Genomic DNA, 20,068 nt, shown 5'->3' on the forward strand with positions numbered 1-20,068 from the left:
ATTTCAACCTGGTCATATTGTTATTAAAGGTATTCCCGAAGACGAACAAGATTTATCCTCCTTGTTTGACTAGGAATTCATTTTCATGGTAGATGGTGGCTCCGCGAAGCGAGCCATAACTTATCTGTTAAAAAAAGACCACAGAACTAGTTGTCCGTGGTCAAGTGGAAAGAGAATCTATGGTTAAACTCCAGGAAAAAGGAGTTATTTTTAATCCTTATTTTTTCCCTTTGCTTTTCCTTTGGCTTTACTATTTTCTTTCCCTTTATTAGCGTTTTCAAAACCTTTGATTACGTCTTGGGAAGGATTTTTTTGCATTCCTTTAAGTTCTTCAGGAGTAGGATCTAGGACACTTTCGTCTTCCTCAACATCTACTAATTCTTCTTCTGTATCTTCATCAGTAGCTTGATCTCCTGAGGTGGTATCCTCCGCAGCTTCTTCACCTGTTGTGCTTTCTGCATCTGAAGTCGCATCTTCTGTTGATTCTGCTGACTCTTCATCATTCGGTTCTAGTATGGATTTAAGCTCTGCTTTTAAGTCATCGATATTTCCGTATTTTACTTCTAGTCTTTCTAAAGCTCTATCAATATTCCTTTTAAGAGCAGCCTTAGCTTTTTCATTACCAACTTTATTCATGTTATGAGCTAGTGAAATAACGTTTTGACCAATCCGGTCTTTGATTTCGCCTTCTTCGGAATCTTCAGCTTCATCATCGTTAGCTATAACATCATCCGTTTCCAGATCATCCTCAGCTACTACATCCTCATCAGAATTTGCGTCTTCAGATTCTTCTTCAGTACCGTCTTCCGTTTGTTCACCGTCTATATCATCTGATATTTTATCAGCATTAGCTAAAGCTACAAGTGCATCTTCAAATAAATTAGCAGCTTCATCTTCGTTGCCTTCAGCTAATAACTCTTCAGCTTGAGCGATATGTTTTTCAGCAATCGCAATATAAAGTTCTGCTTTTTCTCCATCTTCATTTGAAAGTGCAAGTTTTATATTGTTTGTCAATGCTTCAACAAATTGAAATAAATTGTCAAAGATGACATCCTCAGTAACAAGCACGAGCTCCTCCTGTGTACTCTCTGTTTCAGTAATTACATCAGTATCCGTTGACCCATCAACAACAACATCTTGATTCTCATCCTCCTCTGCAAATGTTGCTAATGGTGCAGCAAACATGGATGCTGATAACATTGTTGCTGAGAAAATATGAATAGTTTTTTTATTTTTCATTTTGTAAACACCCCTTTAAATTATATTCACTATAATGTACGAGTTCTGTCGCTGCTTTTTGGGGGTGGGTTTAATAAGAAAAGCGCAAGCGCCCTTCGAAACAAGAAAATCACTTGTTTCTGCGAAGTAATTCTTAGAAGCATTTCTTGTGATCATCGACGTAAGGCGGTGAGGCCCACAGGATGTAGGTCACGTAAGCGTTGCCACACGATGTGGCGGTTTTAGCCTACGATCCTCCGAGGTAAAGGAAACACGGTTCACGATGCGATTCAGTTCGGTGTTGCGACAAATGTTTTCGGTGGGCCGAGTAATCGTATGTCGCGTTTTTAACCGAACTTCCTTCATCGATGGAGACTTATCGATGGAGAGGAGGGAACCGACTCTAGTCGATAGGGCGCTGGAGCTAGACAAATTTTATACTTTATCTTTTTAAAAAAACTTGGCTTATCGCCGAGTCCTGCCTTAGATTCTTATGCTATCAACTAGTATAAAAAAACTCGCCATATGGACGAGTTCATCATTGAAAAGGTAATATCACAGTCAGTTCAAGTCTTTCGAATCCACTATTATTCCTTGATGCATTTGCACTAAACGATCTCCCAAGATTTTTGCTTCCTCAACATTATGTGTAACCAAAATCATGGGAATATTCCAAGTTTCTTTCAGATGTAAAATTTGCTTATAGCATTGCATTTTAGTCTCAGGATCTAAAGCGGAAAAGGGTTCATCCATAAGAAGAGCGTTAGGCCGATTAGCTAATGCGCGAACAACAGCAACTCTCTGCTTTTCTCCTCCAGAAATTTCATGAGGGTACTGTTCTAAAAGATGTCCAATATCAAGAGTATTTACTAACAAATTAATATGCGGAAGTATCTCTGCCCTTTTGTTTTTCGGAACCCCATAAAATATATTTTTTTGAACAGACATATGTGGAAATAATGCATAGTCTTGAAAGACATATCCAATATTCCTTTGTTGTGGAGGTAGATTTATTTCAGCTGTTTTAAATAGAATTTGATCTTGAAATTTAATTTCACCTTTTTTGGGAGTAAGAAGACCAGCTATACAATTTAACAGGCTTGTTTTTCCTGAACCCGATTTCCCTGTAATGACTAACAGTTCATTACGTATATTTAGTTGAATATTCAACTCAAAGTGATTGAGTGGGGTGAAAATATTTGCAGATAACAAGTCAGAAACCCCTTTTCTTCTTGGAAATGAAACGAACCGTTGGACTTTGGTTCCACTTATTTAGCCAATAAATTGTCGTCAATCCAATGAACACTATGATAAGAACCCAAATCCCTGCTTGTGCCGTATTGCCGGCTTCTGTTGCAAAATAAATGGCCATTGGCAATGTATCGGTTTTTCCAGGGATATAGCCCGCAACCATTAACGTTGCACCAAATTCACCTAATCCTCTTGCAAAAGCTAACACTACTCCAGCTAACAATCCCGGCCATGCCATAGGAAAGGAGATGGTCCAAAATACCTTCCATCGACTAGCTCCTAATGTGTAAGCTGCATTTTCAATATTTCTATCATATTTTAAAAATGCTGCCGCTGCACTTTGATACATTAAAGGAAAAGAAACCACTGTTGCTGCTAAAACTGCTGCATGCCAGGTAAACACAATTCTCCAATCAAAAACAGTTTCCAACATTATTCCAAGAGGACCATTTTTCCCAAACAAATATAATAGACCAAAGCCAATGACAGTTGGAGGAAGCACCATTGGAAGCATAAAAAGAGACTCCAAAAAAGTTTTTCCATTGAAGTTTCTTCTAGATATGAACCTCGCTAAAATAGTACCTATTATAAAAACAATGATCGTTGATAGTAGCGCTATTCGAATCGATAAAAAAAATGGGGTCATATCCATGATTGACTACTCCTTACTTACTTTGAATCCATACTTCTCCCAGATAGTGATGGCCTTGTCTGACGTAAGAAAAGATAAAAATTTTTCTGCCTCATTTTCATTTGGAGCTTCCTTAGCAATGCCAACTGGGTACACAATAGGTGTATGGCTTTCATCATCTATAATAGTAAAATTTAAATCTTTAGAACTTGATAAAGCATCAGACAAATATACAATACCCGCCACAACATTTTCTGATTCTACATAAAGAAGTGCTTGTCTTACATTTTTACCATAAACTGCCTTCTCCTTTACCCTTTCCCATAAACCATAGAATTCAAGAGATTCTTTGGCATATTTCCCAGCAGGGACACTTGCTGGGTCTCCCATTGAGAACCTTTCAAATTCAAAATTCGTAAGATCATCTAATAAAATTTCCTGTTCATTAATGGTTGCAAGGACTAACTGATTTGTTACCACCGTTTGTACAGTAGTTTCATCAACAAGTTGGTCTTGAATAGCTTCATTCATCCAATGTTCATCAGCAGATAGAAAAAGATCTACCGTTGCACCTTGTCCTATTTGTTGAACCAAGGTCCCCGATGAAGCAAATGATTGTATGATTTCTACCTTCGCATTGTCCCTTTCATATTCTTCTTTTAATTCCTGCAAAGGATTTGTTAAACTTGATGCAGCCGCTATATGTAATTCTATTGATCCAGTTTCTCTCTCTGAGATGCAAGATGTGAGTAATAATAAAACTAAAGTTAAAAATATAATTTTTTTCATTAGAAGCCTCCACGATGCGATACTATTTGTACTATACCATAAGTAATCTTCTAAAAAAGATGTGTGAAAAACATTTTACCTGTTTGTCATAATTTTTTTTAGGGAACCTGTATATCATCGAATCTTTTACCATTAACAAACCTAATGCAGATAAGGAGCTGTTATACATTTTGTCTGCAAAGATACAATAAGGTTAGGTTTAAAAATGGAGGTTCAATCAATGGAAGATTATTCAAACCTTAAGCGAAGCGAAAAAGGAGCTTGGGTAAGCATAGGGGCATATATTTTTCTATCTTTCATAAAAATTTCTGTTGCTTTTATAGGGAATTCAGAGGCTCTTAAAGCAGATGGACTTAATAATACGACCGATATCATTGCTTCCATAGCTGTATTAATTGGGTTGCGGATTTCTCGTAAACCACCCGATCAAAATCATCATTATGGTCATATGAGAGCCGAAACAATCTCTTCCTTAGTTGCTGCTTTTATCATGATCACTGTAGGACTCCAAGTTATATGGGATACGTTACAATCGATTTTTTCTGGACAAGGAGAGCAGCCGTCCATGATCACTGCATGGACAGCTTTATTTTCTGCATTTGCCATGTTTGGTGTCTATTTTTTTAACTTAAATCTATCTAAAAAGGTGAAAAGTCACTCTTTAAAAGCCGTTGCGCAAGATAATCGTTCAGATGCTCTTGTAAGTATCGGGGCTTTCGTCGGGATTATTGGTGCTCAATTTGGAGCATTCTGGTTAGACCCAGCTGCGGGCCTGATCGTAGGAATCATTATTTCCAAAACAGCATGGGACATATTTTCCGATGCTACTCATATGCTCACCGATGGTTTTGATATCGATCAACTTTTGGCTATCAAAAATGAAATTAGTAAAGATAAAGGTGTTATGATGGTTGGTGATTGTAAGGCAAGAGTGCATGGAAATCATGTACTTTTAGAGGCAACTATACATGTTGATCCATCTTTAAGTGTTCAAGAAAGCCATGAGATAGCAGATCGAATTGAATTACACCTCAAGAAAGAATATGAGATTCACCATTCACATATTCATATTGAACCTTACTCAAAAACAACCACGTGACATCTCCATCACGTGGTTGTTTTAATTATAGAACTTGCATAAGAAAAACGACTCCGATTGCGCCAAGTACAACCAAAATAACGTTTTTTACATAAAAAGCTATTACAACAGCAACTAATCCACCAATAACGCCGATATAAGGTTTATCTGGTGATACCTCAAGGATTCCAGGAAATATCAAAGCTCCCAAAGCAGCGTAGGGGATCGATATTAACCACTTATCAGCCCACTCAGGAATTCTTAATTTTTCCATAATAAAGGCCGGCAACAGTCGAGGAAGGAAAGTCACAACAGCCATTCCGATAATTATAGCGTAGATCATTAACCTTCACTCTCCTTTTCCTTCGGTGCATCTAAAATAAACACCCCTGAAAATCCTCCTAAAATGGTCGCTATAACGATGGACCACCCATCTGATAATCCAACGAACTCCGTTAACATATAATTAATTACAATACTAATAGCGGCAATAATTCCGACTTTATATTCTTTTTTGATGGAAGGTACTAATAATCCAATAAACATCGCATATAAAGCAATCATCATGCTATTACTTAACACTGGGGGAATGACATCGCCCAAGACCCCACCTACAAGCGATCCTGTTACCCATGATGAATAAGCAATTAACATTAATCCAGCATAAAACCATGCCCCATTTTTTTGATGGGCTTCCTTTGGAAATAAAGAAGACATAGCAAAAGTCTCATCGGTAATTCCGAAGGACAAAATCCCTTTCCACCTAAGAGGTAAGGGCTTGAAACGATTCATAAGAGAGAGGCTCATCACAAAATGCCTAAAGTTTAAGACAAAGGTAGCTAAAATAATTTCAATTGAGCCTATACCGTCCATGATCATTTTTACGCCCATAAATTGGCTTGCTCCAGCAAAAACCATAATACTCATTAGAACAATTTCTAGCACGGTAAGCCCGCTTTGTTGGCCAAGAACCCCATATGCAATAGCAATTGGGGTATAGCCAAGAAAAATGGGCATTCCTGCGGATACTCCCCTTTTAAACATTGTTTTACGAGTATGTATTTCTTGTTTTTCTCCCCAAACTTTACTAACACTATCCACTTGGTCTCCGCCCTTTATGTATATTTCACTTTTATATGGTAAGTATCACCATATTATAGCGAATTGTTCGTAGTTATTCACCTATTTTTACTTGGTAGTTAAATTAAAATTTCGAAGTGTTTTTCCTATTCCCCCTTACGTAAAAAATGGTAAAGTGAAGGAGGATAATTTATTTTCAGAAAGAGGATGAATGGAATAAATGGAAATTAAACAACTCTTCTCAGCAGATGCAAAGGCCTATTGGGAACTACGGATTGAAGCATTAAAAGAAAATCCCGAGTCATTTGTGACTGTTTATGATGAAGCATTAGAAACAAAGGGTCCCCTCCAAAAGTATCAAGAAGAGCTTAGTTCAGACCTTGAAATTACATATGGTGCATTCGAAAAAGAGGAATTAATCGGATCTATCACCCTTAGATTAGAGTCCCCACGGAAGTTAAAGCATAAAGGACATATTTTAAATATGTATGTCACCCCTGAGTTCCGAAAAAAAGGGGTAGGTAAGGAACTTATGGATAAGATAGTAGAGGTTGCAAAGTCTTATAAAATTGAACAACTACAACTCACCGTTGTTTCTACGATAAAAGCCGCAACCACCTTCTACTCTAAATATGGATTTGAAACATATGGGGTTGAGATGAAGGGATTAAAGTTGGATCATACGTATTGGGACCAAAATTTAATGGTGTTGTTTTTATAAAATTTGGGTCGAAGTCTAGGGTTTAAGTGACTTCGACCCATTTTCTCTGTTATTCCTCTTTTTTACGTCGACTCGGGTAAACTTAGTCCCTCATCTCCGTGTCTGACACGTATCAATAAATGCGTTATATATATTTATAGATACTTGATCTCCGCTCATTGCCATGTTCTCAGGATGCCATTGAAGCCCTAACACAAAAGAATGACCTGCACTTTCAATGGCTTCAATAACAGAGTCGCTTGCTCTGCCACATACCTGCATAGGACTTACTACTTTTCGGTTGGCTTGGTGATGTCTACTATTTACTTTTATTTTATTATTTTTTGCCAAAGAGTAGAGAAGTGTGTTGGATTCCACATATACATAGTGTGAAGCATGGTCTTTAGGAGCTTTTTGGTTATGTTGCAGCAAATCACCATTTATTTGATCATAAATGTCTTGATACATGTCCCCACCCATGGCTATGTTAAGAATCTGACAGCCTCTACATACGGCTAAGATCGGTTTATTCATCTGTAACAAGGCCTTTATTAATTCCACTTCAAACTGATCTCTAGTAGGAGTTATGATCCCCAGATTTGGATGTGGTTCTTCCCCAAACAAAGTTGGATCAATATCATACCCTCCTGTAAGATAAAGTCCATCTATACTTTTAGCAATTTGATACACATCACTCTTCTCGTATTCACTTGTTATAACAAAAGGTATACCACCATTATTTATAATCGAGCATAAATTATCTCGGCTAATGGATTCTTTTGAATCCTCCACCGAAGCTGTTACCCCAATAATCGGTTTCAAGGAAGCAACCTCCTTCAAAATTTTATGATCTACGTATATATGTATGTTCAAATGGGATCGGATATGTGAGCCCATCGATTGCTTATTATACCTTTTGAAGTGAGTGGTGTGAGTTCACTTAAATAGCCATTTATTTGCGGATGGGTGGCACTTATATAATTATATGGATTGGACGGGCGGCACTTAATTAGTCATTTCAGCACTCAACCAACAGAAGTTTCACCTAACCTTCTAAATCGGAAAAAAGCGTCACCTAAAACTTTGAAACTGTCACATAGGAATGGAGCGTATGGCTCTCAAACAAAGATAGTAGCACCCAAACCAAGGGTATAGCACGCAAGTTATAAAACCGGCACTATGCACCAAAAAATCGTCACTTAAAACCGGCCATTTAGCACATAGAACTTTGAAATTATCACTAAACGCTTATTATCGTTTCCCAAAGGCTTTTTATAGCACCTAAATGGATCAAATAGCACTCAAGTTAACCAAACACGGGAAGTTTTGATTTATTTGTTTTGAAAAGCAGTTAGGCTCGCTTGTTCCCTTATTTCACAATCAGTACCGGGCAATCAGTACGCTTAGCTACTTTATGACTAACACTTCCTAAAACCATCTCTTGAAAAGAGTTTAACCCGCGACTACCTATCACAACCAATTCAAATTTATTTTCATTAGCATAGTGAAACAATCGATGGCCCAGGCTCGCCCTTTAAAATTTTAACTGTATATTCTAATTCCTGCTTTAACAGAACCTCTTCAGTTTCTTGAAGTCTCTTTTTCCTTTTATCCTCAAGGGCATCTGTATCTCCGACAGATAGAACCTCCGATTTTGATCGAGATGGATCAATGATGTACAGCACAGTTATCATTCCATTACTAAGCTTAGCGAGTTCAGCCGCTTTTTCAGCAGCTCTTAAGGCATGTGATGACCCATCAGAGGCCAATAAAATTTTTTCAACCACTTTCATCAATCCTTTCTGTATCCCTATATCTTAACAGTAATTCATTACAAGAGAAGCTTTTATTTATGACATTTTTATATAAATATAGTGAAAATGTTTGTTTTCTAAGTATTATAAAGAAAATGAAAGCAAAAGGAAGCATGATCAGATTTCATACGCTTTCATCCCATTATGTATAAATCAGCTTTGATGCTATAATCAAAAACTGTCGCGGACGGTACACGTTTTCCTGAGGAAAACAATTTTAAAAATATAGAAAGAGGTGCAGCATTGGATTTTACAACAATAAAAAATGAATGGTTTGGTAACTGGAAAGGTGATATTCTCTCTGGAATTGTTGTAGCTCTTGCTCTTATTCCTGAAGCAATAGCCTTTTCCCTTATTGCCGGTTTGGACCCAATGGTAGGTTTATACGCCTCCTTTTGTATAGCTGTCGTGATCTCCATCGTTGGAGGTCGACCTGGAATGATTTCAGCTGCAACAGGAGCCATGGCTTTAGTTATGGTGTCCCTAGTTGACGAATATGGACTTCAATATTTGTTAGCAGCAACCATTCTGACAGGAATTCTGCAAATCCTATTTGGCATCGGGAAAATTGGGAAACTGATGAAGTTTATTCCCCGATCCGTAATGGTGGGTTTTGTTAATGCATTAGCTATTCTTATTTTCACATCCCAGCTTACTCACTTTGAAAATGCTAACTGGGTAATGTATGCCATGGTGGGAGGATCTTTAGCAATTATTTATATTTTACCTAGATTCACTAAAATTGTTCCTGCCCCGCTAGTTGCAATTGTTGCGATGACAGTTTTTGTTATGATTACAGGAACATCTGTTAGTACAGTAGGAGAAATGGGTAAATTAACACAGGCTTTACCAGTCTTCCTATTCCCAGATATCCCATTCACATGGGAAACCTTAATGATTATCTTCCCTTATTCACTTGCCCTTTCCATGGTTGGTCTACTGGAATCACTTCTCACAGCACAAATTGTTGATGATATGACAGATACAACAAGCAACAAAAATAAAGAGGCAACGGGACAAGGAATAGCAAACATTGCGGCAGGATTTTTTGGAGGTATGGCTGGTTGTGCCATGATTGGACAATCTGTTATTAATGTGAAATCAGGTGGTCGTGGCAGGTTATCAGCCATGGTTGCTGGTGTAACATTAATGGCCATGATTTTATTGTTTAACGACATTCTTGTTCAAATTCCAATGGCGGCATTAGTAGGAGTGATGATCATGGTGTCTATCGGAACCTTTGACTGGACATCCCTTCGAACACTCCATATCAAGCCTAAATCGGATACACTAGTCATGTTAACCACTGTTACTACTGTTGTTATTACACATGATTTATCTAAGGGTGTTCTTGCAGGGGTTGTTCTTAGTGCTGTTTTCTTTGCTGCGAAGATTTCCAATGTACATGTGAAGAAAATAGTAGAGAACGAAAATATTATTTATCAAGTGAAAGGGCAACTTTTCTTCGCTTCAGTATCAGAAGTGATACAATCATTTGATTATGATGAAAACATAGAGGAAATTACACTAGATCTTACCCATTCCCATATTTGGGATGACTCTGGTGTGGACGCTATCGATCGTATTGTATTAAAATTCCGAAGCAGAGGCATTCACGTAAATGTGCGTGGTCTTAATGATGAAAGTCTTCACCTTGTGAATCGTATTGGAATATACAACAAACCAAATGCCAAAATTGCAAATCATTAATCATAATATCTATTCAGTTTAAAAGCTCGCCACTTTCGGCGAGCTTTTTTTATAGGCACTTAATTCAATTGAAAAATAGAAGCATTATCTGATATCCCAGCGTCTTCCTCATAGGCTTTTTGTAGAAGTTGAGTCATTTTACCCGGTTTTCCTTCTTGGATCTTTTTTTGATCAACTTCAATGACTGGCGTTACTTCATTTAAGCTACTTGAGATAAACAATTCATCTGCTTTCCACATTTCTTCTATGCTAAATGGTTTTTCTACAAAAGGGATTCCTTTTTCTTCACAAATTGATTGGACTTTCATTCTTACACAGCCATGTAAAATATTTTTGGATGCTGGGTGAGTATATACCTGCCCATCGAAGATTGCATAAACATTTGAAGAACTACATTCAGTCACTGTACCGTTGCGATGCAGAATAGCTTCTCCACATCCATTTTCATGGGCCTCCTGCTTGGCAAGAACATTAGGAAGTAAATTTAAACTTTTAATATAACAGTTTTCCCATCGTACATCGTTAACAGTAATAGTCTTTATACCTTCCTTTAAGGCTTTAATATTTCGCTCATGGTCCATAACATAGGCATACATATTAGATTTAACACCAACAGGGAAAATGTGATCTCTCGGAGCTGATCCTCTCGTAATTTGAAGGTAAAGCTTCGCACTTCCAGTCACTTTATTCATTTCCAATAATTCATCTAATTTTCTCCAAAGTTCTTCCTTTTCAAAAGGAACTTGAAGCTTGATCGCTGCTGCTGAACGGTAAAGGCGGTTGATATGTTCACTCATTAAATAATATTGTCCATTATACACTCTAATGACTTCGTAAACTCCGTCGCCGAACTGCAACCCCCGTTCTTCAAAAGGATATGATAATTCGTCATGATTCATAAAACCCTGCTCCGTTAAGATTGTTGATTTTATTGTCAATCTAATTCCCCTTCCTTACCCACTGTACTTGTTTGTAGTGTATCAAAAAAGAAAGAACCTTCCCATCCTCATTTTATGGTACTGCAAAAAAAAGATGCGAGAGCGTAAACAGATTTGACTTATCCCCTTATTTGCTGTAGTATAAAAGATTGTTAGGAAAAGTCGAGTTGCCAATATCCTAATTTTACTCTAGGAATATCGATTATGAACGAACAAATAAAGCCTTTGAAGTCGTTTTCAAAGGAATTTGTAAATACTGGCGTCTATAGTACTACTTTTAAACTCTTATCTGTACTGGCGCGACCTAGGAGTCGCAAGGACGAAAGAGAGGTAGGGCTTTTGTTATTTAGGAATTATTTGTGGTTTAGATTTGAACCGCGGCACGTCATAACAAAATGAATAACTTAGAGTATCAAGTGAGCGAGCCATTGTGCTCGCTTTTTTAGTTCAGTAATTGCATTTTCGTATGTTTCAAAAATTCGGATAAGATGAAAGAATCGAGAAACACTACTAATGGAGGTGCTATTTCATGGCTAAACAAGAAAAACATCGTAACCGAGGACAAGGGGCTTCTTCTGTTAATCCTCAAGGTCTTTCAGAAGATGTAACGGATCAACGTCCGAAATCTGTACTTGAAGACCGAGCAAAAAAAAGAAACACAAAAATATAAAAGAGGGCTTCTCGTAGAATGGTACCTGTAGGTAGGACACTTGTAAAAAAAGAGTGTTCAAACTGCAGGTATTTTTTATATACCTAAATTAGATCTTTGAGGAGAACGAATTTGATGCGGATGTCATTGGCATCAAACGAATTGAACAGTCAGCCCATAGGTAGAAAAAGGCCTATGAAAAGAATGGCTTGATTGGGCTTACAGATACGAGGAAAACAACATCCGGCAGACCCTTAAAACGGGGGCTTACACCATCCGAAGTAATTAAGAGGATCGAGCTGTTGGAGGGACAGGTGGAGCTGTTAAAAAAGATAGAAACGACCGAAAGGAGGCTGCTAAAAGCAAGCTAAAATCTAAATCCAGAGAAGGCATATCAATTGATCCAGAAGACGCTTGAGCAAAACGGATTTAAGGGGATGACTAGGTACTTTTGTAAGCTTCTGGATGTTTCTAGGTCTGGGTATTATAGTTACTTGAAGGCTACCTCTGTCCGTGAAGCTAGGGAGAAGTTAGACCTCGAAGCCAAGGAACTCATTCTAAAGGCTTTTGATCGGAGGGGTATAAGAAAGGTGCACGCTCCATCAAAATGATATTGGAGAATGAGTTTGATATTAACTTATCTGATCGTGTGGCTCTTCCCTTTTCTTTTATCATGCTCTTTCCCCTCTTTTTTCATTCCTTCTTAAATTTAGATAGTTTTTTGAAACACTTGTTAAAAGCGGACATAATCGTTTTAAATTACTCTTTTCTCTTTCGCATAAAAAAAACAATTACTAAAATAATTCCGGTTAGTACAGCTCCAAAAAATAAATATGCAAATAGTATTGGTAAAAGCTCTATTACTGACATTTTTTCACCTCTTAATCTTTTTATATTTGTTATACGCTCACCAAAACAATAATTTCCATAAATACTTTTTGTGGGAAAATTATTATTTATTTTGGAAAGAATTCTAAAATTTATATCGAATTATTTCCCTATATACTGTTTGTTAAAATTTGGTTATGGGGGATTGTTGGTTATAACAGTATATAAAAAAATTAGGAGCTGAATGTACATGAGAAAACTTCTATACCTGTTGTTAGTAGTTGTTTTTATTTTATCAGGGCCTTCAATTCCGAGCGCAAAACAAGTGTCTGATCAAAATGCAGCTGATTGGGTAAGTGCGAATAAGGTTGAGCTAATAAAATCTTTTACAGAGTTAGGTATTAGTCCAAAGACTCAAGAAAAATTACTAGATAAATTGAGCAAGGGCCAAATGATTGATTCGACGAAACCTAACTCTATTAAAGAAGCTACAGAAAAACTGAAAAAACTTGGTCTTAATGAGACGGAAACTATTATCTATCCTGATGGATCTGTAGCGAAAATTGGCAATGAAGAAATTCAAAATGATGAAATGCTCTATGCTTTAAGTACATCCATTGAACACACAATAAATTCATATTGGATTTCAGGAGTAGTAAATATTGAATTTACTACTGATTTTGTTACGAGAATTGGTGATTATGATTATATCGTTAGATCTTATAATGAAGCTGCTTCTGTTATCGGTGGAACGATTACTTCCGAAACTTTAACGATAGGTAGAAAATATGAAACTCAGGATTATAGAGCTTATTCTGAGTATAGAATTATCTATTCTTTGTTAGGAGGATGGGCTGGTGGTACTTTTGATCTGTTTTTTCATGTAGGCAGTAATACTTATGAGACTAAATTGGATTTAGATGATAAAAAATAAGGAAATGTTCTTTCATAAAGGTTAGTCTATTCAAACTATCGATCTACCTATAGTACATTGCAATCCCCTACTCAAGTTTTAAATGCAGAGACAAAGACCCTTTCAGTAATCCAGTCTTAAATACATGGAGAAAACCGTTTTTCAGAATGTGATTTCTGTGAAGAAACGGTTTTTTGTTTTGCTCTTCAGCTGATCCCAGGAAGAAACTTTGAACCCTGTCCCTCCTTCACTATACTTCCTCGTTTTAGCATGCATGCAAGGGAGTAAAAATTTTTCCTTTTTGCAGAGGAGATGTTCTCTATCTCCTTTATTCTGAAATTTCTTTCCGTTGGCGTGATGGTTTAGCTTATCACGCCTACTCCAATCGTTTCAGCCCATACGATTATTGAATCTTTAGCTGATGATTTATACCAAGATATGTGCTCCTCTTTAGAGGAAGGTGAAGAAGCACTAGACTTTCAAACTTGGTCTACTCCACAACGTCACTTAGATATCATTTGTATGTATGAATATGAAGTACTAGAAGCATCCCCTGAGAACAAGAAAGCTTATGAAGAGTATCATGGTAGGGCCTTTGATTAATAAAGAGAAGGGGCTTCCTCTTCTTCTTTTATGTTATTCCAACCACCCAGCTCCTATTGTCCCATATCCTGTTATGAACACCAACCACAGGAACCAACGCCTCAATAGGAAATGAAACATTTGGTTATCTCTGTTCTAGTTTCCATTTCATGGCCTGCTCTTTATCACCTGCATGAATAATACAAATCTCATCAATTTTCTTTTCTTAAAAGGCTTCTTCAAAATAATGATAAAGTGAAACTTCAATCATTGACCGTCCCCCACTGATTAAAGTTTCACTTTATCTCGTCCTCACAGAATACATGGTAAACACTGCAATTACAATGATGAAAAAATGCAGTAGAAAAGCCGGGGAAGTCCCAGCTTTTCTTAATCTACATAAATTTCTTCGAGACTCTTTTTCCATCATAACTATAAAGAATTTCTTTATTTTCAATGACTGTTTCCAGATGAATAGGACGTCCCCACAGCTGATATATATATGGCATCGTCCTCTCCAGATAATTAACGTCTAACTCTACATCTTCAAAGTGATGCTTTATATATAATTCCCCATTTTTCAAATAGTCACCGTCCTGAACCGTTAAATAAGGAAAACCTCCATTAACCCTCATGGTGACTAATTGATCTCGAACCCCTTGCCAATCTTTATCAGTTATTCTGTAATCTTTTCCTTTCTTTTGAAAAAGATACATGTCTTCTCTTTGAACAAGTTCTTTTGTCAGATAATTTCTGATAAAGGAAATGTCCGATTCAATTTCCCTAACTTCAAATATTTTTTCTCTTCCTGAACCAGGCTCTACTCCTCTCATTTTCATCTCTTCTGTTGGATAATTATACCTATCTTCAATGTCCTCAAATATTTTTAATCCTAAATAGTATGGGTTTATGGATGTCCTTGATGGCTGTACAACACCCGCATTTAATTTTGCAAATTCTATCACTTCATCACTAGTCAAATCCATCTCACGAATAATTCTAGCGTGCCAATAAGAAGCCCAGCCTTCGTTCATAATTTTGGTTTCCAGCTGAGGCCAAAAATAGAGCATTTCTGCTCTCATCATAGTGAGAATATCTCTCTGCCATTCCTCAAGCTCTCTACTATATTGTTCCAAAAAAAGTAAAATATCTTTTTCTGGCTTGGGAGGAAATTTCTTTTTCTTGATCGACTTCGGCTCTTTATCAGAAGAAGTTTGATCTAAGTCCCATAAATCGTCATATGGAGTATATATTTTCTGTTCGCTTCCTGAAGATTCCTCCTCTAAGTCATAATTAAGTTGAGGGCGAACAATCGAAGGATCAATATGCTCTTGAATAGCCAAAATAGCATCTAAAAAATCTTCTACCGTCTTTTGACCATATTTTTTTTCATAAATTTTTATGCGCTCCGCTGTAGCTGCCATGCTTTCGACCATTTCCCGATTTGTATTTTTAAATCGAACATTGTTTTTAAAAAAATCACAGTGAGCAAGCACATGAGCCACAATTAACTTATTCTGAATAAGTGAGTTTGAATTTAATAAAAACGCGTAACAAGGATTAGAATTAATGACAAGTTCATAAATTTTACTTAGACCTAAATCATATTGAAGCTTCATTTTATGAAATTGCTTTCCAAAACTCCAATGAGAAAATCGTGTAGGCATCCCGTAAGCTCCAAACGTATAAATAATTTCTGGTGGACATACTTCATATCGCATAGGATAAGTATCCAAACCAAATCCTCCTGCAATCTCTGTTATCTCATCAATCGCTTTCTCTAAGGCTTGGTGATCCTGAGTAGCCATCTGTCCATCTCCCCTTTTTGACTATTACTCATATGTATGAAAAAAAAGGGTAAAAAATGCGGGTGCTGTTACGAAGAAAGAGAGACAGAAAAAAACTACATAAGATTATTAACCAAACTTCCTTCATCGATGTTGACTTATCAAGTGGGATAAGGGAACCGACTCTAGTCAATAGGTTTCCTCTGTATTACTGGGAGCAAAACCAAGAGTTGATGACTCCGTGAAGTTTTGATTAAAAAGAAGATGATTCCTCTAATGTGAGGAATCATCTAATCTTGTACTTATTCTACATCTGGGAATACGCGATCGATCATTTGAGTAAATTCACGGAAGAACCCTTCTACTGGTTCCCCCTGACGAACATCATTCGTGTAATCGTCCGTCATATTTACAAAATCAGGGTTAGCTGAGATATAAATATTATCAATATCAGCATCTACGTCCTTAACAGCTCTTTCAATTTCCTGTTTTACATTGTCCCCTAATTCATTATTCGTCCCTTCATCCAACACCACGGCGACATATGCATTATCGTCAGTGGTCAGCACATAAGCCCGATCTACACCACTCACTTCACGCGATACATTTTCTGCAACCTCGTCGGCAATATCAAAACGATTTTCATTATTGTTACGAGTAACATTATCTCCTATATCACGTTGATTATTATTCAGGTCGTTACCTGTGTTTAAGCGTGTCGTATTCCCATTATCGTAATTCCGATTTCTTGGGTAATCTCCTACGTTCATTCGATTATCCCCAGTATTATACCTAACATCTTCCGTTTGGTAACGGTTATCGTCAGCTCGATCAATCATGGATTCATCGTTATTACCAGCACACCCACTAGCTAATAACAAAGCTGATATAGTAACTGTTCCTAATGTTCTTTTCTTTATCAAGACTGACACCTCCAATTAAAATATGCCGACATCTTTAGTATGAAACTAAAGATAAAACGATATTCTTTCTTTAAACGGAAAAAGACGCCACATATTGGCGTCTCTTCTAGGAAAATCTAATGATTATAAGGATGTTTTAATTGGGACTTACTTCCAATTTTTGAACGATAGTCCTTTCCTTTGTTTTGATCCCCAGTTGCTATTTCTTTGGAAAATTCCTCTTGTTCCACACCACCTGGTAATTTCCCAGTTCTTTTAGGTGAATTCTGATTCTTACTTCCTTTACTTCCACGGTGACTAGTCATGGATCCCAACTCCTTTCTCTCTTATTTTTACCGTGTGAGTAAAGAAATATAAATGTATGATTTTTCTTTTATCTCGCTTATTTTATATTTTCCAACTCCTCCAAAAACGTCCCAGTAATAAAACAAAAATTGAAACCATACTAAAAGTAACCCTTGAAAAAGGAGGGCATTTTAATGAATGCAGCAGACTACGACAAAGCCCTCTACTTTACATTGTGGGGGCAGTGGGACGATTTATTAGTTTTAATGGTGCGAACAAAGGATGAGTTCCTCTCTAAACGAATAGAACATTTCTTACATGCCTACCATTATTCCCGAAGTGATGAGGAAGTATTAGAAAATCACCAAAGCCTATTACAATACATTGACCACGCCATGGGAATTCCAGAAGAACTGGAGCTTTTTTAAGATAGGAAAGGACTAACCCGCAAAGGTTAGTCCTTTTTCATCTCTTTTACTTGGGTATTTAAATTATTAAATTTAATTTCAAATAGATCCCTTCTTCTGTCTCGCAATTGTCTTACAGTTCCTGACTTTCTTTGTCTTCGTAATATCTCAATGTCTACATCACCAACGACAACCGTTTCGATATTAGGATGACATTCTCCAATAATTCCGTCTCTTGCGAATTCAAAATCACTAGGAGTGAAAATGCCTGACTGAGCATATTGAATGTCCATATTTTCCACTTGTGAAAGGTTGCCAACTGTTCCAGCAATAACCGTATATACTTGATTTTCAACGGCACGGGCCTGAGCACAATATCGAACACGCAAATATCCTTGTCTGTCATCAGTACAAAATGGACAGAAAATGATGTTAGCACCTTGATCTACCGCATAACGTGAAAGCTCAGGAAATTCAATATCATAACAAATCTGAATAGCTATTTTTCCACAATCTGTATCAAAGACCTTTACTGAATCACCTGGTTGTATTCCCCACCATTTTTTTTCATTTGGTGTTACATGTATTTTGTATTGTTTTTCAATGGTACCATCTCGTCTAAAGAGATAGGCAATATTATAAATATGATCATCCTCTTCAACAAAATGCGAGCCACCAATGATATTGACGTTGTACCTCACTGCTAAATGAGTAAATAACTCGATATAATCCTCTGTATATTCCGATAAACGACGGACAGCCTTGGCCGGCACTTTCTCATCTAAAAATGACATGAGCTGTGTCGTAAATATTTCAGGAAATACGGCAAAGTCAGATCCAAAGTCATAGGCTACATCTACATAATATTCAACCTGCCTTTTAAACTCCTCAAACGAATCAATGGACTTCATCATATACTGAATCACTGTAATTCGAACTGGAAAAGAGGTTTTAAAATGTCGTTTGGATGTCGGCCGATAATCAACATTATTCCATTCCATTAAAGTTGCATATTCTAAAGACGCCTTATCATCTGGAAGATACTTTGGATTAATTCTCATGACCGTAAATCCATTCATTATCTGAAAGGTAAGGACTGGATCATAAATATTTTTCGCCATAACTTCTTCCACATATTCTCTAGGAGAGTATTCTTTTTCATATTTATGATAAAAAGGAATTCTCCCTCCTATAATGATACTTTTAAGATTATATCTTCTTGCTAAATCCTTACGAGCTTCATAAAGTCGACGACCAATCTTCATTCTTCTAAAATCAGGATGTACCATGACTTCAATCCCATATAAATTGTAACCATCTGGATCATGATTCGTGATGTACCCCTCGTCTGTAATGTCGTCCCATGTATGTTTATCATCATACTCATCAAAATTCACAATAAGACTGGAGCATGTCCCGATAATTTGACTATCATATTCAACACAAAATTGACCCTCTTGAAAATGGTCAATATGACTTTTTAACTGATCCCTCTTCCAAGGCTCCATGTTTGGAAAACAAAGCTCTTGCAATTTTAAGATTTGCTCAATGTCTGAATACTCTATATTTCGTATTTTAATTTTATGTTCAAATTTTGATAAATCCAATTTTGGCATATACTATCGTTTCCTTTCTTTTCATTTACCATTAGTTTACCTTAGTTTATGAAAGAATACCTGTTCAAACTCTTATTCTTATCTTCCCTTATTGAAACTTCCCTAGCTTTTGAAAAGCAAAACAGCAGTCCTTTTTGAACTACTGTTTTGCTTCTAGAATGGATGCTAATTCTTTTGTAGATGCATTCCCAATTAAGCGGTCTATGTTTTGATCCAATTCCGTTTCTGATCCATCAAAAAGTAATTCCCCATTCTCCAATAATAAAATACGTTCTCCCAATTGCTTCATTTCATCCCAATGATGGCTGATAAAAATAAGAGTCATGCCTTGCTCATGCAGCTTTTTTAACCATTTTATGATGTCAAGTCTTGCTGCTATATCTACTCCTGCAGTAGGCTCATCTAAAAAACAAATCTCTGGCTCATGGATCATTCCCACACATAAATGTAATTTTCTCTTCCAACCACCAGATAGATTTTCCGTTCGTTCATCCCAAACATCATGAAGTCGGAGAAGCTGAATAGTCTCATTAATGTATTCGGAACTTGCCTTTTTCTTCGTTATTTTTTGCCAAAATTGAATTTGGTCTTTTACTTTCATTTCTTCATACAGGACAATTTCTTGAGATACATAACCACTTTGCTTACGTAATTTCTTAAAACTTTTTTTCAAAGGAACTCCCAAGTAGGTGATAGAACCTTTAGTGTGATTTTCGACAGATGCTAACATTTTCAATAAAGTAGTTTTACCAGCACCATTTGGACCAAGTAAGCAAATGGATTCACCCTTCTTTATATCAAAAGAAACTTCATGTATTACCTTCTTATTTCTATAAGTTTTACCGACATTTTTGACTGAGATCATTTCT

General features: G+C 36.7%; 19 protein-coding genes and 1 pseudogene. 6 read left to right on the plus strand and 14 right to left on the minus strand.

All coding sequences use genetic code 11. The features are described 5' to 3' along the window. Nucleotides 1-210: 210 nt before the first annotated feature. The 4 genes from RZN25_08590 to modA form a co-directional block, all read right to left on the minus strand. Nucleotides 211-1,239: a DUF5667 domain-containing protein gene (locus RZN25_08590; GenBank protein MEQ6376875.1), complete on the minus strand. Its 1,029-nt coding sequence runs from the start codon at nucleotides 1,237-1,239 to the stop codon at nucleotides 211-213. Between the two features lie 540 nt (nucleotides 1,240-1,779). Then, complete coding sequence (locus tag RZN25_08595; protein ID MEQ6376876.1) at nucleotides 1,780-2,430, minus strand: ATP-binding cassette domain-containing protein; 651 nt, start codon at nucleotides 2,428-2,430, stop codon at nucleotides 1,780-1,782. A 1-nt stretch (nucleotide 2,431) separates the two neighbouring features. Next, nucleotides 2,432-3,121 (minus strand): molybdate ABC transporter permease subunit, encoded by a 690-nt coding sequence (gene modB / locus RZN25_08600; protein MEQ6376877.1) that lies wholly within the window; start codon nucleotides 3,119-3,121, stop codon nucleotides 2,432-2,434. Nucleotides 3,122-3,127: 6 nt separating this feature from the next. After that, nucleotides 3,128-3,889 carry a molybdate ABC transporter substrate-binding protein gene (gene modA / locus RZN25_08605; GenBank protein MEQ6376878.1) on the minus strand — a complete coding sequence of 254 codons (762 nt, stop codon included), beginning with the start codon at nucleotides 3,887-3,889 and terminating at the stop codon, nucleotides 3,128-3,130. A 220-nt stretch (nucleotides 3,890-4,109) separates the two neighbouring features. On the opposite strand from modA, the gene RZN25_08610 reads away from it, so the two are divergent. Continuing rightward, the gene (locus RZN25_08610; GenBank protein MEQ6376879.1) at nucleotides 4,110-4,988 is read left to right on the plus strand and encodes a cation diffusion facilitator family transporter; all 879 of its coding nucleotides are present in this window, start codon (nucleotides 4,110-4,112) and stop codon (nucleotides 4,986-4,988) included. Nucleotides 4,989-5,013: 25 nt separating this feature from the next. Here the strand turns inward: RZN25_08610 and RZN25_08615 are convergent, their stop codons facing one another. Together RZN25_08615 and RZN25_08620 are read right to left on the minus strand one after the other, a co-directional pair. Further along, nucleotides 5,014-5,310 carry an AzlD domain-containing protein gene (locus tag RZN25_08615; protein MEQ6376880.1) on the minus strand — a complete coding sequence of 99 codons (297 nt, stop codon included), beginning with the start codon at nucleotides 5,308-5,310 and terminating at the stop codon, nucleotides 5,014-5,016. Continuing rightward, nucleotides 5,310-6,068: an AzlC family ABC transporter permease gene (locus RZN25_08620; GenBank protein ID MEQ6376881.1), complete on the minus strand. Its 759-nt coding sequence runs from the start codon at nucleotides 6,066-6,068 to the stop codon at nucleotides 5,310-5,312. The genes RZN25_08615 and RZN25_08620 overlap by 1 nt, the downstream gene beginning before the upstream one ends. A 199-nt stretch (nucleotides 6,069-6,267) precedes the next feature. On the opposite strand from RZN25_08620, the gene RZN25_08625 reads away from it, so the two are divergent. Continuing rightward, the gene (locus tag RZN25_08625) at nucleotides 6,268-6,768 is read left to right on the plus strand and encodes a GNAT family N-acetyltransferase (protein ID MEQ6376882.1); all 501 of its coding nucleotides are present in this window, start codon (nucleotides 6,268-6,270) and stop codon (nucleotides 6,766-6,768) included. 90 nt (nucleotides 6,769-6,858) lie between these two features. On the opposite strand, the gene RZN25_08630 is transcribed toward RZN25_08625, so the two are convergent. Together RZN25_08630 and RZN25_08635 are read right to left on the minus strand one after the other, a co-directional pair. After that, the gene (locus RZN25_08630; protein ID MEQ6376883.1) at nucleotides 6,859-7,569 is read right to left on the minus strand and encodes a gamma-glutamyl-gamma-aminobutyrate hydrolase family protein; all 711 of its coding nucleotides are present in this window, start codon (nucleotides 7,567-7,569) and stop codon (nucleotides 6,859-6,861) included. A 547-nt stretch (nucleotides 7,570-8,116) separates the two neighbouring features. Beyond that, a pseudogene (locus RZN25_08635) lies at nucleotides 8,117-8,534 on the minus strand (universal stress protein). Between the two features lie 270 nt (nucleotides 8,535-8,804). Here RZN25_08635 and RZN25_08640 point away from each other — a divergent pair. After that, nucleotides 8,805-10,271: a SulP family inorganic anion transporter gene (locus RZN25_08640; protein ID MEQ6376884.1), complete on the plus strand. Its 1,467-nt coding sequence runs from the start codon at nucleotides 8,805-8,807 to the stop codon at nucleotides 10,269-10,271. A 59-nt stretch (nucleotides 10,272-10,330) separates the two neighbouring features. Here RZN25_08640 and dat read toward each other — a convergent pair whose 3' ends face one another. Then, complete coding sequence (gene dat / locus RZN25_08645; protein MEQ6376885.1) at nucleotides 10,331-11,209, minus strand: D-amino-acid transaminase; 879 nt, start codon at nucleotides 11,207-11,209, stop codon at nucleotides 10,331-10,333. 529 nt (nucleotides 11,210-11,738) lie between these two features. On the opposite strand from dat, the gene sspL reads away from it, so the two are divergent. Further along, nucleotides 11,739-11,879: a small, acid-soluble spore protein L gene (gene sspL, locus RZN25_08650; GenBank protein MEQ6376886.1), complete on the plus strand. Its 141-nt coding sequence runs from the start codon at nucleotides 11,739-11,741 to the stop codon at nucleotides 11,877-11,879. A gap of 1,051 nt (nucleotides 11,880-12,930) precedes the next feature. After that, nucleotides 12,931-13,620, plus strand: coding sequence for a hypothetical protein (locus tag RZN25_08655; protein MEQ6376887.1), 690 nt, complete (start codon nucleotides 12,931-12,933; stop codon nucleotides 13,618-13,620). 956 nt (nucleotides 13,621-14,576) lie between these two features. On the opposite strand, the gene RZN25_08660 is transcribed toward RZN25_08655, so the two are convergent. The 3 genes from RZN25_08660 to RZN25_08670 all read right to left on the minus strand — a co-directional run bounded on the left by RZN25_08660 (nucleotide 14,577) and on the right by RZN25_08670 (nucleotide 17,196). Then, nucleotides 14,577-15,989 carry a SpoVR family protein gene (locus RZN25_08660; protein MEQ6376888.1) on the minus strand — a complete coding sequence of 471 codons (1,413 nt, stop codon included), beginning with the start codon at nucleotides 15,987-15,989 and terminating at the stop codon, nucleotides 14,577-14,579. A gap of 281 nt (nucleotides 15,990-16,270) precedes the next feature. Beyond that, nucleotides 16,271-16,891: a YhcN/YlaJ family sporulation lipoprotein gene (locus RZN25_08665; GenBank protein MEQ6376889.1), complete on the minus strand. Its 621-nt coding sequence runs from the start codon at nucleotides 16,889-16,891 to the stop codon at nucleotides 16,271-16,273. 116 nt (nucleotides 16,892-17,007) lie between these two features. Beyond that, a complete protein-coding gene (locus tag RZN25_08670) occupies nucleotides 17,008-17,196 on the minus strand; it encodes an imidazoleglycerol-phosphate dehydratase (GenBank protein MEQ6376890.1) in 189 nt (62 codons plus the stop codon). 174 nt (nucleotides 17,197-17,370) lie between these two features. Here RZN25_08670 and RZN25_08675 point away from each other — a divergent pair, with 174 nt between their 5' ends. Then, nucleotides 17,371-17,604 carry a YhdB family protein gene (locus tag RZN25_08675; protein ID MEQ6376891.1) on the plus strand — a complete coding sequence of 78 codons (234 nt, stop codon included), beginning with the start codon at nucleotides 17,371-17,373 and terminating at the stop codon, nucleotides 17,602-17,604. Between the two features lie 26 nt (nucleotides 17,605-17,630). Here the strand turns inward: RZN25_08675 and RZN25_08680 are convergent, their stop codons facing one another. Together RZN25_08680 and RZN25_08685 are read right to left on the minus strand one after the other, a co-directional pair. Beyond that, on the minus strand, nucleotides 17,631-19,199 hold the full coding sequence (locus RZN25_08680; GenBank protein MEQ6376892.1) for a bifunctional GNAT family N-acetyltransferase/carbon-nitrogen hydrolase family protein: 1,569 nt from the start codon (nucleotides 19,197-19,199) through the stop codon (nucleotides 17,631-17,633). Between the two features lie 139 nt (nucleotides 19,200-19,338). Beyond that, on the minus strand, nucleotides 19,339-20,064 hold the full coding sequence (locus RZN25_08685; protein ID MEQ6376893.1) for an ABC transporter ATP-binding protein: 726 nt from the start codon (nucleotides 20,062-20,064) through the stop codon (nucleotides 19,339-19,341). Between the last annotated feature and the right edge of the window lie 4 nt (nucleotides 20,065-20,068).

This window comes from Bacillaceae bacterium S4-13-56 (assembly GCA_040191315.1).
Lineage (GTDB): Bacteria > Bacillota > Bacilli > Bacillales > JAWJLM01 > JAWJLM01.